Origin of the sequence: Colwellia sp. M166 (assembly GCF_024585285.1) — a bacterium.
GTDB lineage: Bacteria > Pseudomonadota > Gammaproteobacteria > Enterobacterales > Alteromonadaceae > Cognaticolwellia.
Window position 1 is genome coordinate 4,104,599 of the sequence record NZ_CP040755.1, and the last position, 13,645, is coordinate 4,118,243.

Consider the following 13,645-nt stretch of genomic DNA (forward strand, 5'->3'; position numbering starts at 1 on the left):
AGAATAAATCACTCGTTTACTATAACGCTAAAGTTTTGTTAACTATGAATAAAAATGTTAGTCATTTACCGCAAAAAGCTAATCCGGTATTAGTTAAACAAGCCAATATTTTTGCTGACTTACCGAGCAAGCTTATTGAAGACTTTCAACAGGAGTTTCAGCTCGATGAATGGCGTAAAGGTGAGTACATTAATGCTAATATTTTAATGCAGCGCTTTTTTGTCGTGATTGATGGCCAACTAGAAATAAAGCAAAGTAATCCAGAAACGGGCCGGGAAGCGACACTTGATATGCTTTATGCTGGTGATTGTTTTGATTTAATGGTGTTGTTAGATAATCAGCCCCACGATGTTATTATTTCACCGTTAACGACAGTCAAGTTACTTTCAGTGAAGCTTGATACTATGCGTCATTGGTTATGGACTTACCCTGAATTTAATCAGCAGTTTATGCCTTATTTAGCACAGAAAATGCGTGAAAAAGAACAGCAAGCCAGTAGTCTTATTTTAAATGACGTACCTACGCGCTTAAGTCGTATTATCTTAAATCATATCAATAAAATTAAGTATTATACCGGCAGTAAAGCTGAGGAGCATCAGCATCATTTGGTTAATGGTTTAAATGATGACACCTTAGCGCGTATGGCCGGCTCGGTAAGACAGGTGATCAATAAGCAGTTACAGCTATGGAAAAAAGCTGGCACGCTTGATAAAAAACGTAACCAGCTCATTGTTAAAGATTTAGAAGCACTAGAAGCTGCCGCGAAATTTACTGAAAATTTACCTAATGCGCCTTTATTGCCGACTACCAAAAGATAGCTGTAAGCTGTCAGTTTGGAGCTATCAGTAAAAAACAAGTGCTAGACAAAAAACTAACGATCAGTTACTCAAAGCTGACAGCTTTAAACTTATGGCTTTCTTTTCTCTGCAAGCTCTTTTAACTGTTGATATAGTGCTTGCTCTTCCTCAGTTAAGCTTTTTGGTAGAGCAACTTTTAGCTTCACAAAAAAGTCTCCGACAATTTTACCAGGCAAACCACGGCCTTTTAAGCGCATTTTACTGCCACTACTGGTCAATTTTGGCAAGGTCAGATCTATGGTGCCTGTTGGTGTTGGTAGTTTTATTTTATCACCTAAAGCCGCTTGCCATGGGCTAATGGCGAGCTCTGTGGTGATATCTGCTCCTTCAACGCTATATAAAGGGTTGGGATTAAAGCCAACTTCGATATATAAGTCGCCATTGGCTCCACCAGCAAAGCCAGCTTCACCTTGCTTTTGCAAACGAATTTTTTGACCGGCTTTAATACCCTTTGGAATATTGATTTTCAGCGTGCGCTCTTTCGTTTGCATTTGCCCGCGCGGACCTGCAACCTGCTCACGTAGAGTAAGGTTTCGCGTTGCTCCGGTGTAGGAGTCTTGTAAATCAATCATGATTTTTGTTTGGCTATCTTGTCCTTTTGCCGCTCGGTGACTGGAATGATGAGAGCCTGTTGTATGTTGGTTTCCACCAAAGCCGCTACCGAATAAGGATTCAAAAAAATCACTAAAATCACCTTGCCCGGCACTGTTGAAGCTACCACTACCTTGATGAAATTGCTCTTGCCAATTTGGTGGTGGTGTAAAACCTGATTGTCCACCTTGCCAGTTACTACCCAGTTGGTCGTAGGCTGCGCGTTTTTCTTTGTCACGTAGCACTTCATAGGCTTCATTGATGTCTTTAAAGCGGCTTTCGGCATAATGCCAGTCAGTTAAGCTAACTGGCATTTTTCTTTTTATGAGGGTATTTAGATGGTTTGGGTTTCACCCAGCGGGGATATTTTCTATCTTCCCGCCTCGTCGGAAGTTTGAATAAGAGCAGGGTTTTAAGTAAATGATCCCAATGCATAGGAATATTACCGGGGCTCATTATTGATATTGACGAAAAATACTGAACCACTGCCATCGAACTACTCGAGAAACTCAGCTGATTTGGCCATATACCTGTTTCTTTCGCCGCCATCGTCATAATTATTCGTATTAAATTATAGGCGAGTAATACGCCCCATAGCTCCTGGCGAACCATATCAGGACGCTTACTTCTCAAATGGTATGCACTATTAAGCATCGTTTGTTTTATTTCCCTAAACCCGAGTTCTATCTCCCATCGATGGCAGTATAACTCAACAATTTCGTCGCCAGGAAACCGCAATCTATCTGTCATTGACGTTAATATGCGATAGCTTTTACCCTTTATTGTTTTACTGATTAATCTGGCGTTAATGATTTCAGGTACATCTGGAAAATTCTTTTGTGCATGCTTTGTTGTTTTCAATGCAATGATATGGTCATTTTTACCAACCGATGTGATAATTTCATACTGTAAGTCCGGTCTTGCTGGGATCAACCAATGTCGATCACTCCCCGTTTGGTGCCAACGATTAAGCATCCCAAGTGAATAATATCCTTTATCAAACATAGTAAGAGAGTTATCAGGTGTGCGTTCAATCAAACGCTCAGCTAGCTTCATTTCATTCGTTTTGTAATTATCAAACTCACTACTGAGTAGTTGATGACTGGTAAGCTCCATATGGCAGACCATACGGATTTGTGGAAAGGCTGTGTCACCATATTGGTTGCTGCCAGAAGAAAATGCTTTACGATTATCTGGGGTGTCAGGTGTTCGCCAGACCACACCGTCCACAGCCAATAGGTTCAAACCATTCCATGTTTCAAATTCGTGTTGTTTATACATTGCTTGTGCAGATTTATTGAAGACTTGTTTAACCGAATCATCGCCTAAGCGTTGTCTGGCTTGAACCATAGCACTGGGAGCAACAAGCTGACTCTTGCCAGGTAACATGATGTCTAACTTAGTGGCGATATTCCAAACAGACTCTTTTTCTAAATAAAGCCATACCAATCACTGACCATAAAACCGCTTCCAGTGGTAGCCTACGTTTGCGAACCGTAGCAATGCCAGCCTTTTCAAAGCCTTGTTCAATGATTTCAGGAGAAAGGATTTCTGATAGTTTTTCGAAGGTATGGTATCGGTTACTTTCTTCAAGTGTCGTCTGTAGTGCTTGTTCAATATTCACAAAAAAATCCGTAGTTAGTTACCTAACTACGGATTTTGCATGATCTTTTGGATCGGTCAACCGATCGTTATCTTAACTGATCGGCATTAGGCTTTCGGCATCTTTTTCTTTACTAACATCAGGGTGAAATTTACGTGCTAATTTTCGATATGATTTTTTAATGTCATCTTGAGACGCGGTTTTATCAACGTCCATAATTTTATAATAATCTTTATAATTCACAGTAACCTCCTGTGTAAATAAATCTGCTGTTAACTATTATTGTTACTGTTGTGGCTAGAGGCTGTTGCTCTTTCACTTGATAGCTAAATAGGATTAATTAAATAGTCTAATTTAATGGTGCTAGTATAAAGTAAATAAAATATTTAAATGTCAGCAATGTGACACTTGTGAGAAAATATGCGATGTTTAACTAAAATAATATTAATTCGATTAAAGAGAAATATATGTCTTATACACTGATCCATAATGCGGCTGAGTCTAACTATGAATACCATATTGATGGTCATATAGCTTACATTACTTATGATGAGCAAAATGGCCATATGCATTTAACTCATACTATCGTTCCCGATGCACTAGCAGGTAAAGGGCTTGCAAAAAAATTGCTAGAAGATGTATTACAACAGATAAAAAAAGATCATAAAAAAGCCGTGGCACAGTGCTCTTATATTGTTAAATATTTGGAAAAAAATCCTCAAGCAAGTAAGTTTTTCGTTTGAGCGCTATCTAGATAATAGCTTTTTTAATGACTGAAAACTCGGCAATATATCGTGACTACTGCTAGGAAATAATTGCCGAGTGTAATTTTTTGTCGTTATGTGAATGACATTATTTAATTATGATGTCATTGTTTTTTTGTCCAATGTGCCACTCAAGCGAGTTAGTGCCAGTGCTATTAACACCACCATTGCGCCAACCCAAGGGGTGGTCATTAAGCCAGACTGTTCAACAATTATTCCTCCGCCCCATGCCCCTAAAGCAATACCAACATTGAATGCCGCTATATTTAATCCTGACGCGACATCTACGGCGTCAGGTGTATATTTCTCGGCTAACTTGACCACGTAAACTTGTAAGCCGGGTACGTTGCCAAAAGCAAAAGCGCCCCAAATTAAAATGGTGACTATAGCGGCTAAGGGGTTTACTGCCGTGACACTAAAGGCCAGTAGTATAGCGGCAAGTCCGATGAATATGATTGTTAGTGCTTTAATAGGCCCCATTTTGTCGGCCATTTTGCCACCCCAGATATTACCAATGGCAACTGATATACCGTATACCAGCATGACGAGTCCAATAACGTTAGTATCGAGACCCGTAATTTGGTTAAGGATGGGGGCTAAGTAAGTAAATGCAACGAAAGTTCCGCCATAGCCGATAGCGGTGATGGCATAAACTAGTAGCAATCTTGGCTGCGTTAACACTTCTAATTGTGTTGAAATTTTAGCTGGTTTTGCTTGTTGTAGATCACTAGGTATTAAGATTGCGCTACCGATCATCGCAACGATTCCTAAGGCAGAGACGGTTAAAAAAGTAGCTTCCCAACCAAATTGTTGACCGATATAAGTGCCTAATGGCACGCCTGTGACCAACGCTACGGTTAAACCAGTAAACATTATGGCAATAGCACTTGCCGCTTTTTCTTTTGAAACAAGGCCAGTGGCAATAGTTGAGCCAATAGAGAAAAAAACACCATGAGCTAATCCAGTTAAAATACGGGCAACAATCAAAGCTTGAAAGCTAGGAGCTTGCCATGCAATTAAGTTGCCCATTACAAATAAGCCCATCACTGATAGTAGTACCATTTTTCTCTTCCACTTACCGGTTAACGCGGTCAGCACAGGCGCACCGATGGCAACGCCTAATGCGTATAAACTTACCAGTAGCCCAGCAGACGGTATAGATACATTAAGGTCTTGTGCCATCGTGGGTAATAAACCTACGATAACAAACTCTGTGGTGCCGATTGCAAAAGCACTGAGTGCTAATGCAAGTAATGCGAGTGGCATATTAATCTCCAAATATATTCAAATTTACATTAAGGGAAGTGCTTGCTGATAAACTCAACATCACTTTGAAGATGTTATTATTAACCGCTATACTGTTGTGATAAATAACGCCTTTAACAATATACTTTTGTAGAAAATGATATGAATGTTGATTTGAAAACTCGTTCAGATGACTTAGAACTTTTACTTTGTGTGATCGATGCCGGTGGTTTTTCTGCTGCTGCCGATGTGTTAGATATTCAAGTTGCGCGCGTTTCACGTGCTGTGAGTAGAATAGAAAAACAATTAGGCGTTGCTATTCTAACCAGAACCACACGAAGAATTGAGCTGACCGATGAAGGGAGGCAATTCGTCAATAGCATAAGAATTGCTTTGCAGTCTATGCAAAGTGCTGAAAATGATATTATTACCCATGGTGAATTACCGGCGGGTAAACTACGTATTAATGCTGCAAGCCCTTTTATATTTCATCAATTAATACCACTGATACAAGCATTTAAGCTCGCTTATCCAGATATAGAACTTGAACTTAGATCGAATGAAGGCTTTATTGATTTAATTGAAAATAGAACCGATGTGGCTATTCGTATCGGTAAATTGGCAGACTCTACATTGCATGCTCGAGCATTAGGTACTAGCCCGCTCTATGTTGTGGCTGCACCGGAATATCTCGTTAAAAGAGGTATTCCTAAACAGCCTTTAGATTTAAAACACCATGATATTATTGGCTTTTCAGATATTAAATCACTGAATAAATGGCCGATGAAAGGTGCTGAAACTATACTCCCTTCAATAACCGCCAGTAATGGTGAGGCTATCCGACAATTAGCTTTATCAGGCAATGGTATTGCGTGTTTGTCCGGATTTATGGTGCATAAAGATATTGCTTCGGGTACGTTGATATCACTGTTAAATTCATCTCGATTACTTAATACAGATCGAGAGCAAATAAACGCGGTATTTTATCAATCATCAAGTGTTTCTAAGCGAATATCGGCATTTTTAGATTTTATTAAGCCGAGATTAACACTCGGTTAGCTGGATATAATCACTGATTAAATCATCCAATTATAAGCTCATATAGCGATTGTATATTTTTTGAAACTCACCACTTTCTTTTAATTTTTTTAAGCCAAAATTAAAATCATCACGAATGTTTTCATCTCTAAATACCGGACGATAATCATCAGGACTTTCCATGGTAAATGTATGTTCATCAACATCATCTAAGGTGAGTACATTTAACAACTTCATACGTTTAGCAAAGTACCTAAAAATATAGCGATCACTTAATACCACATCGTAGCGTCCCAAATGCAATAATTTCACTTGGGTAAATTGATTACTAATACTAAAAAGTCGACCTTCTTTTTCGACTTTTTTTAGCCAATTAGGGTATCGTTTTTCAGCACCTTGAAAAGAAACTACTTGCAGCTTATCTAAGTCGCTCGGTTTTGATATAGAAAAATTATTTCTTTTCAGACTAATAAAAACATTGTCGTAGGTAACGGCAGAAGAAGCGTAAAAACCGCCATGCACTTTAAGGTCAACGCCCATATCTCCCATAATGGCATCGACTTGCTGATTTCTAAAAGCAATAGGCATACGTGCTAGAGGGAAGTAGAGTGGTTTTAAGGTATGACCTTTATAGGCTAGCGCAGCAGAGATAATATCTATTTCTATGCCTTTATCATGCTTTTCAAATACATAAGGGGGAATGTTTTGTCCGAAGGCCATCAGAATATCTTTTGCGTTTATTATGCTAGAGAACAAGACTGTCACAAAAAGCAGACAACACCGGAGTGATTTGGTTTTCATTGTTATTTTAATAACTTAATTCCCAACTATAGGCAAACTGTACTACATGCAAGATATAACAATCAGTCAGCTATTGAAATAGTGTTTTTAACGGTTTATTGATTTGCATCTTAACAAGTTGTTGAATTTTAGTGGGTATTTAATTTTCAGTCTTCATTTGTTACAAAATAACATTAATATCATCATTAAATAATTTGAGTGATAATCTACTCAATAAGGTTTATAAAAGTCGAAAAACCAATTGATAGGCTTTTATGTATATGAGTATTTATGAATATAGTTGAAGTGCGTGGTAACTTAAGAACAGCGGTAGCAAAAGATCGCTTTATTGTCTAAATTATTACGACTTAACGTTAAATTTTACTGACTCAAATATTCTTCTGCCTTGAGCTAACTCAACATTATTTTTGAAGTTAATTAGCATAGCAAAACCTATTTTTCCGGAGATGTTGGGCACACTAAGCGCCATTTTCCTTTCCTGTATTAGTAATTTACCATGATAACCGTCAATAACTATCGCTTCAGTGCTTGCAAGAGTTAACTCACTAAATGTAGAAGAATACTGACCTAAATCGTAAGTTAAATTTATATTATCACTATCGAGTTGGCCTGCAATAGAGTCAATAATAACGACTTCACCAGGCATTAAATCTGTCGGTCGTTGAAAGCATAATTGTTGATAAGGGCAGAATTCAAGCCAGTCAGTAGGCGGCGGCTGATCGTTGCTATTTGAAAAGCTGATATAAAAGAGGGCAGTTAACACTAAAATTAAAACTAATTTGCCAAGTTGCATTATAAATCCATCGAGTACCAACACTTATTAGTAGTATACGATAACAAGTGTTGGATTACTGAGTTGAATTGTTTACTTTCTTTTTATACCATTCTTAAAGATGAATCCGAAAGAAAGTAAAAAAAGCATTAACGTGCTTGGCTCAGGTACAGGAAGAGGGGTGCTAGCACTAGCGACAATCAATACCGGGTTAATGTTAATCCAATACTCTTGACCATTAGTTTGCACTAAAGAACTTGAGTGAATACGGTCAACTTCTAGTGTTGTCAATGTCGTGTGACCATTGAGTGATTCATTCATTAAGTAGTTGCCAGATTGATGATTTAAACCTAAATTATGCGCTAATTCATGTGCCAATAATTCACCACCAGAGCTACCTGCTGCATAGCTTGATTCAACAACAAAATTATTACCTGGCGTTTCACCGCAGCCGACAATACCAGTAATCAAAAAGCCACCACATGCACTAATAGTGTCTATAAAATAGAAATTTACCACATTAACTAAGCCAACATGCATGCTAAATAATTCATTCACTTCGGCATCTGTTGTAATATCTACTAAGTTGGGGAGAACGAGTTCTGTCGCTGTGCCAATACGTATATCAATGGGTTTGCTAGCAAAACTGATTTGAGAAAATATAGCATCGAGCTCAGTTTCATTTGTGGTTATAAAGCCTGCTTGAGCTTGGGCGGTGATGAAAAACCCAAAAGTTAGCAATAACGATTTCAATGCTTTCACATGTATTCCTTTTATATTTAAAAGTTTTTTAATTAATTTTTTTGTAATTTTAAACTATAAGTAAGTGGTCGTACATGCAAAAAACATTCCGCTACATATATGCTTAATAAAAACAGCACCTTAATTTTTTTAACTGCTTGTATTTCTTTGGATGTGTTAAAAAATATGACAATAAAGCCTTGGCTTAGCAAGGTTTCTTAAGGGATTAAGCGTCGATTTAGCCTTGAAATATAAGAACATAGATTAATTTAATCCTATCAAAATCTTAAACATTCACCCTAAAACGCTAGATACTACGACTGTTTATAAAATAATCACTGAAAAGTAAAGTTTCGATGGGGGTCTAGGTCATATTGCTGTATAATGCGCGGCTTTATTATGATGACTGGACAGATGTTTAATATTTACACTCGCTTAGTTGTTAAAAATTACAGTATTAACTCTCACTTTAAAACTATCCGTTAGCGCTATCTGTTAGCGAAAACTAGTTAATGGGTTTAGTTAACGGAAAATAGGAATACCTTTTGATCACTACATCGAACATTACTATGCAATTTGGCGCAGAGCCGTTATTTGAAAATATTTCGGCTAAATTTGGCAATGGTCACCGCTACGGTTTGATCGGCGCGAATGGCTGTGGCAAGTCTACATTTATGAAAATATTGAGTGGTGATTTAGTACCAAGCTCAGGTAATGTATCAGTAAGTACCGGCAACAAAGTCAGTACTTTGGGGCAGGATCAATTTGCTTTTGAAGCACATAATGTTATTGATACTGTGATCATGGGTGATATGCCGTTATGGAAAGTTAAACAAGAAAGAGATGCCATTTACGCACAAGCTGAAATGAGCGAAGCAGATGGCATGCGTGTTGGTGACTTAGAAAGCCAATTTGCTGAAATGGACGGTTATACAGCAGAAAGCCGTGCTGGCGAAATTTTACTTGAAGCTGGTATTGAAGAGTCTTTTCATTACGGGTCAATGCAGCAAGTCGCTCCAGGTTGGAAGTTACGTGTTTTACTTGCTCAAGCTTTATTTGCTAATCCAGATATTTTATTACTTGATGAGCCAACCAACAACTTGGATATTCACACTATCAGTTGGTTAGAAGGTGAGTTGAATAAGCGCAAGTGCACCATGATCATCATTTCTCATGATAGACATTTCTTGAACTCTGTTTGTACCCATATGGCAGATATCGATTACGGTGAATTACGTATTTACCCGGGTAACTACGAGTTCTTCTTACAGCAATCAGCGTTGCTACGTGAACAGTTATTATCAGGTAATGTAAAAAAAGCCGAAGAAATTGCTGAGCTACAAGACTTTGTTAACCGTTTTGGCGCTAATGCTTCAAAAGCGAAACAAGCAAGCTCTCGTGCTAAAAAAATGGATAAAATTAAACTTGATGATGTTAAATCGTCAAGTCGTATTACGCCAAAAATTGCTTTTGCTCCAGGGAAAAAAATGCACCGTCAAGCATTGGAGTTAGAAAACTTAAGTCACGGTTTTGATAGCAATTTATTATTTGAAAAGGGCAACTTGCTACTAGAAGCTGGCGCAAAACTGGCTATTATTGGTGAAAACGGTGTCGGAAAAACGACCTTGTTACGTTGTTTAATGAGTGAGTTAGAGCATGTTGAAGGTGTTGTTAAATGGTCAGAAAATGCGTCAGTAGGCTACTGCCCACAAGATAGCGGCCGCTTTTTTGATAATGACCTCACCTTAATGGATTGGATGTCTCAATGGCGTAGACCTTGTCATAATGATTTAAGTGTACGTGGCATGTTAGGCCGTATGTTATTTACCGATGACGATGCCAATAAAAAAGCCCGTAACTGTTCAGGTGGTGAAAAGAATCGCTTGTTATTTGGTATGTTGATGATGGGTGATATCAATGTATTGATTATGGATGAGCCAACTAACCATATGGATATCGAAGCGATCGATGCCTTAAATAATGCCTTGAAAGACTTTGAAGGTACGTTAATCTTTGTCAGCCATGACCGCGAGTTTGTTTCAAGCTTAGCGACCCGCATCATTGATATTAAAGATAAAAAGTTAATTGATTTTCAAGGCTCATTAGACGAATACCTTGATAATCAAGTACAAGTAAAGAAAATTGCTTAGTTATTAAAGCTTCACCGGTGTTAAGTTCTAGTACTCGTGAACTTAACGCCGATTAACGCCAGTAAGGTATGGTAAGCGTACTTTACTAATTTAATTCATCTAGTTGATAATTAACCTTAATAGCTTGGCTATCATGTTACTTTTGTTTATTTTCTGGGCTAAGGTTCTTGGTTTATTTAAATTGCCTAAGTCATTGTTTTTTAATTAATAAACCGTATTCCCTTTCACTATCTGTCTGAATCATCATATTACAACCCCAAGTCATCATATTGTATTCTAAGTCATTATTTAGGCTCTCTATACCTCTATGTAGCTTTATATTTGTCAGTATTTCTTACACTTTTGGGTTTAAGCATTTTTCAATATCGCATATGTTGCTGCTTTTGTGAGCAATTTGGGGTCTGGCGTAAAGCTTGCTTATTGAGCCCAAACACTTATAAAAGGATTACACGGATGCGTAAAGTTATAAGATTTTACTCTATTCTATGTGCTTTAATTTTTATTGCACCTACGGTTACAGCCAGTTTAATTTCTCCAGATCTCATGATTAGCGGTAACGTTGAATTCGATACGGTGAATTCTTCTTCTGCTACAGGTAACGCCAGTCAAAATGCCGATATGTCACTTGTTATTGGCGGCGGCACGACACTGACATCGATTGCTAATGTTACCCCTACGGGCGCTAATCCTTTAGGTGGACTGCTGACAGATTACGGTGATGGTGTCGGCGTTAGTGCTATTGGCTCTTCGACTGCGTCTGGAGTGTCTAGCACAATGCTTGGTTTTTTCTTTGATATCGGTTTTTCGTTGAGTAATAGTTCGGCAACTGACAGCTATCAAGTCTTTTTTGAATTAGCGTTTTCAAATTTTGCTGATGCAGATGGCAACGATGCTTTTATGGATGCTGAAATTAATCTTTTTAATAGCTTACTTGTTGAAATGTTTTTTTCAGATTTAACTTCGGATACGGCTTTTGGTGATAAAAAAAATGGTACTGCTTTAGCTACTAGCGGTGCTACGTTATCTGATAGTGGCACATTTCTTTTTGATATAACCTTATCAGCTAACGCTTCAAATAGCTTTTCTGCGCTATTAAAAATGGATGGTGGAGCTTTTACAGAAAATTCTTTTTTTAATAGTCGCACTAGTGCCTTTATTAGTGTGATTGGTGCTGATAATTTAACCAGTGGGCAACAACCCCCTTCACAAGTGCCTGAGCCTAGTGCCTTCATACTGTTTATTGTCGCGATTACGTTATTGCAGGTTAAACGCCGAATGAATCGTTAATTTATTATTTATCCATTAAGGAAAATAAAAATGAAAACATTAAAAGTAATAAAATTAAGCTGTATTTTAGGATTAAGTCTCACTGCTATCACAATGCCGATGAAGGCGTTTGCTTGTTCTTCACAGCCTTATCTTGGCGGTATGTGTGCTTTTGGTGGTAATTTTACCATTCGAAGTTGGGCAAAAGCTGAAGGACAATTGCTAGCTATTGCAAGTAACTCTGCGTTATTTTCCATTCTAGGCACGACCTATGGCGGCGATGGTCGAACAACGTTCGGCTTGCCCGATTTACGTGGACGCTCACCTATAGGTCAGGGGCGTGGCCCAGGGCTTAGTGATTATCGTCTAGGTCAAAAGGGCGGAGCAGAAACTCATAGCTTAAATGTTTTGCAAATGCCGGTTCATAATCATACCGCAACGACAACGACAACCAATGCGGTCGACACCAGTGCTACCACGATAGCATTACGTGCTTTGGCCTCGAGCAGCACAACTAACGTGCCGACTAACGCGGTTTTAGCTAATAGTCCGAATCGAGAAAATATTTATAATAGTGGTGCACCTAACGTTGATATGGGGGCTGATGCTATTGCTTTAAGTTTAAGTGTTGAGGTAAGTTCCACATCCAGTACCGTGGTGAATAATAATGGTAGCAGTCAGGGCTTTAATATTCGCGGCCCTTACCTTTCGCTCACTTGGTTAATTGCCTTACAAGGTGTTTTTCCTTCGCGCAGTTAATTACGTTGGTAACAATGACTAAAGCAGTAAAACATCAACAGAAGCAAGGTCGAAAAATTTTTGGCCTTGTATTTCTTTTACTATCCATATTCTTTAAGCCGCCTGCTTTTGCTAACGACACTGATGATTGGGCGGGTCCATTGCGCAATGCTCAGACTTTACTCGCAAAGCAAAAGTATAGAGCCGCATTAGCTGCCTTTAAAGAGCAAGCCAATTTAGATAATGGTCTTGCGCAGTTTAATGTCGCGTTATTTTATGATTTGGGTTGGGGGATGTCACCACAACGATCAATCGCGTGTCAGTGGTATCAAAAAGCTGCAAAAAATAATATGCCGGGTGCAATGCAGGCACTGGGTCAGTGTTTTTTTGACGGGCAGGGCGTTGAACAAAATAAAATACTGGCTTATCAGTGGTTTTTAAAGGCGTATGAGCAGGGGATAGCTGAGGGGGCTTGTCAGGCGGGGGAGTTATTACTTTCCGGTGATGGTGTTGACCTTGACGTGACTTCTGGACAACGTCTCTGTTTTCAAGCCGCTCAACAAGGTGCTGTGAGTGCGCAAAAAAAACTGGCACAATGGTATTTCTATGGGCAATACTTTCCTCAAGATTATCAGCAAGCTTTTAATTGGTTACAGCGGGTTGCTAGTGTAAAATCACCGAGTTCAGCTTACCTTTTAGCGCAGTTTTACGATCAAGGTATTGGCATGGATGTTGATGAAAATCAGGCCTTGCGTTGGTATGAAGTAGCCGCGTCAGGAAAGTATCAAAAGGCTTACATACCAACAGCTTTATTGTATTGGCAAAAGTTTACACAAGCAAAGAATAATAAAGAACAGCTGTTAGCAAAAAGTTATTTGTGGGCAAAAATATCATCAACCTCATCAGAGTTAACAGCAGATAAAAACGTCTCAGAGCAATTATTACAGCAAGTTTTATTGCAAATGCCAGTAAGTTGGCAGAAGAGTTTAGATACAAAAATCACTGATCATTTAGCCTCGCCATAGGCTTTAAAAATAGCGTTGAAAACTCAATTGCATTTTAACAACGAATGTTTACCT

General features: G+C 38.5%; 13 protein-coding genes and 1 pseudogene. 7 read left to right on the forward strand and 7 right to left on the reverse strand.

The features are described 5' to 3' along the window. Positions 1-44 precede the first annotated feature (44 nt). A complete protein-coding gene (locus tag FGD67_RS18580; RefSeq protein ID WP_257172531.1) occupies positions 45-818 on the forward strand; it encodes a Crp/Fnr family transcriptional regulator in 774 nt (257 codons plus the stop codon). 89 nt (positions 819-907) lie between these two features. Here FGD67_RS18580 and FGD67_RS18585 read toward each other — a convergent pair whose 3' ends face one another. From FGD67_RS18585 to FGD67_RS18595, 3 genes and pseudogenes are all read right to left on the reverse strand, one after another. After that, the gene (locus tag FGD67_RS18585; protein WP_257172532.1) at positions 908-1,762 is read right to left on the reverse strand and encodes a DnaJ C-terminal domain-containing protein; all 855 of its coding nucleotides are present in this window, start codon (positions 1,760-1,762) and stop codon (positions 908-910) included. Further along, positions 1,752-3,072: pseudogene (locus tag FGD67_RS18590) on the reverse strand (IS4 family transposase). The gene FGD67_RS18585 and the pseudogene FGD67_RS18590 overlap by 11 nt, the downstream one beginning before the upstream one ends. 72 nt (positions 3,073-3,144) lie before the next feature. Beyond that, positions 3,145-3,294, reverse strand: a complete 150-nt coding sequence (locus tag FGD67_RS18595; protein WP_257172533.1) for a DnaJ domain-containing protein — start codon at positions 3,292-3,294, stop codon at positions 3,145-3,147. 224 nt (positions 3,295-3,518) lie between these two features. On the opposite strand from FGD67_RS18595, the gene FGD67_RS18600 reads away from it, so the two are divergent. Continuing rightward, positions 3,519-3,794: a GNAT family N-acetyltransferase gene (locus FGD67_RS18600; RefSeq protein ID WP_257172534.1), complete on the forward strand. Its 276-nt coding sequence runs from the start codon at positions 3,519-3,521 to the stop codon at positions 3,792-3,794. 117 nt (positions 3,795-3,911) lie between these two features. Here FGD67_RS18600 and FGD67_RS18605 read toward each other — a convergent pair whose 3' ends face one another. Then, a complete protein-coding gene (locus FGD67_RS18605) occupies positions 3,912-5,081 on the reverse strand; it encodes an MFS transporter (RefSeq protein WP_257172535.1) in 1,170 nt (389 codons plus the stop codon). A gap of 153 nt (positions 5,082-5,234) precedes the next feature. Between FGD67_RS18605 and FGD67_RS18610 the strand changes: the two genes are divergently transcribed. After that, entirely contained in the window at positions 5,235-6,119 is an 885-nt protein-coding gene (locus FGD67_RS18610) for a LysR family transcriptional regulator (protein ID WP_257175162.1), read from the forward strand. Between the two features lie 30 nt (positions 6,120-6,149). Here the strand turns inward: FGD67_RS18610 and FGD67_RS18615 are convergent, their stop codons facing one another. The 3 genes from FGD67_RS18615 to FGD67_RS18625 all read right to left on the reverse strand — a co-directional run bounded on the left by FGD67_RS18615 (position 6,150) and on the right by FGD67_RS18625 (position 8,433). Beyond that, positions 6,150-6,818, reverse strand: coding sequence for an ABC transporter substrate-binding protein (locus FGD67_RS18615; RefSeq protein WP_257172536.1), 669 nt, complete (start codon positions 6,816-6,818; stop codon positions 6,150-6,152). Positions 6,819-7,239: 421 nt separating this feature from the next. Further along, positions 7,240-7,692, reverse strand: a complete 453-nt coding sequence (locus FGD67_RS18620) for a hypothetical protein (RefSeq protein ID WP_257172537.1) — start codon at positions 7,690-7,692, stop codon at positions 7,240-7,242. A 72-nt stretch (positions 7,693-7,764) separates the two neighbouring features. Beyond that, positions 7,765-8,433 carry a PEP-CTERM sorting domain-containing protein gene (locus tag FGD67_RS18625; protein ID WP_257172538.1) on the reverse strand — a complete coding sequence of 223 codons (669 nt, stop codon included), beginning with the start codon at positions 8,431-8,433 and terminating at the stop codon, positions 7,765-7,767. Between the two features lie 524 nt (positions 8,434-8,957). Here FGD67_RS18625 and FGD67_RS18630 point away from each other — a divergent pair. The 4 genes from FGD67_RS18630 to FGD67_RS18645 all read left to right on the forward strand — a co-directional run bounded on the left by FGD67_RS18630 (position 8,958) and on the right by FGD67_RS18645 (position 13,591). Next, positions 8,958-10,562, forward strand: a complete 1,605-nt coding sequence (locus tag FGD67_RS18630; protein WP_257172539.1) for an ABC-F family ATPase — start codon at positions 8,958-8,960, stop codon at positions 10,560-10,562. A gap of 453 nt (positions 10,563-11,015) precedes the next feature. Further along, the gene (locus FGD67_RS18635) at positions 11,016-11,849 is read left to right on the forward strand and encodes a hypothetical protein (RefSeq protein WP_257172540.1); all 834 of its coding nucleotides are present in this window, start codon (positions 11,016-11,018) and stop codon (positions 11,847-11,849) included. Between the two features lie 30 nt (positions 11,850-11,879). Then, positions 11,880-12,587 carry a phage tail protein gene (locus FGD67_RS18640; RefSeq protein WP_257172541.1) on the forward strand — a complete coding sequence of 236 codons (708 nt, stop codon included), beginning with the start codon at positions 11,880-11,882 and terminating at the stop codon, positions 12,585-12,587. 14 nt (positions 12,588-12,601) lie between these two features. Continuing rightward, on the forward strand, positions 12,602-13,591 hold the full coding sequence (locus FGD67_RS18645; protein WP_257172542.1) for a tetratricopeptide repeat protein: 990 nt from the start codon (positions 12,602-12,604) through the stop codon (positions 13,589-13,591). Positions 13,592-13,645 lie beyond the last annotated feature (54 nt).

Coding starts and splice junctions, on each gene's coding strand:
- FGD67_RS18580 (WP_257172531.1), top strand. CDS start 45: ATGAATAAAAATGTTAGTCATTTACCGCAAAAAGCTAATCCGGTATTA.
- FGD67_RS18645 (WP_257172542.1), top strand. CDS start 12,602: ATGACTAAAGCAGTAAAACATCAACAGAAGCAAGGTCGAAAAATTTTT.
- FGD67_RS18600 (WP_257172534.1), top strand. CDS start 3,519: ATGTCTTATACACTGATCCATAATGCGGCTGAGTCTAACTATGAATAC.
- FGD67_RS18640 (WP_257172541.1), top strand. CDS start 11,880: ATGAAAACATTAAAAGTAATAAAATTAAGCTGTATTTTAGGATTAAGT.
- FGD67_RS18635 (WP_257172540.1), top strand. CDS start 11,016: ATGCGTAAAGTTATAAGATTTTACTCTATTCTATGTGCTTTAATTTTT.
- FGD67_RS18585 (WP_257172532.1), bottom strand. CDS start 1,762: ATGCCAGTTAGCTTAACTGACTGGCATTATGCCGAAAGCCGCTTTAAA.
- FGD67_RS18615 (WP_257172536.1), bottom strand. CDS start 6,818: ATGGCCTTCGGACAAAACATTCCCCCTTATGTATTTGAAAAGCATGAT.
- FGD67_RS18620 (WP_257172537.1), bottom strand. CDS start 7,692: ATGCAACTTGGCAAATTAGTTTTAATTTTAGTGTTAACTGCCCTCTTT.
- FGD67_RS18605 (WP_257172535.1), bottom strand. CDS start 5,081: ATGCCACTCGCATTACTTGCATTAGCACTCAGTGCTTTTGCAATCGGC.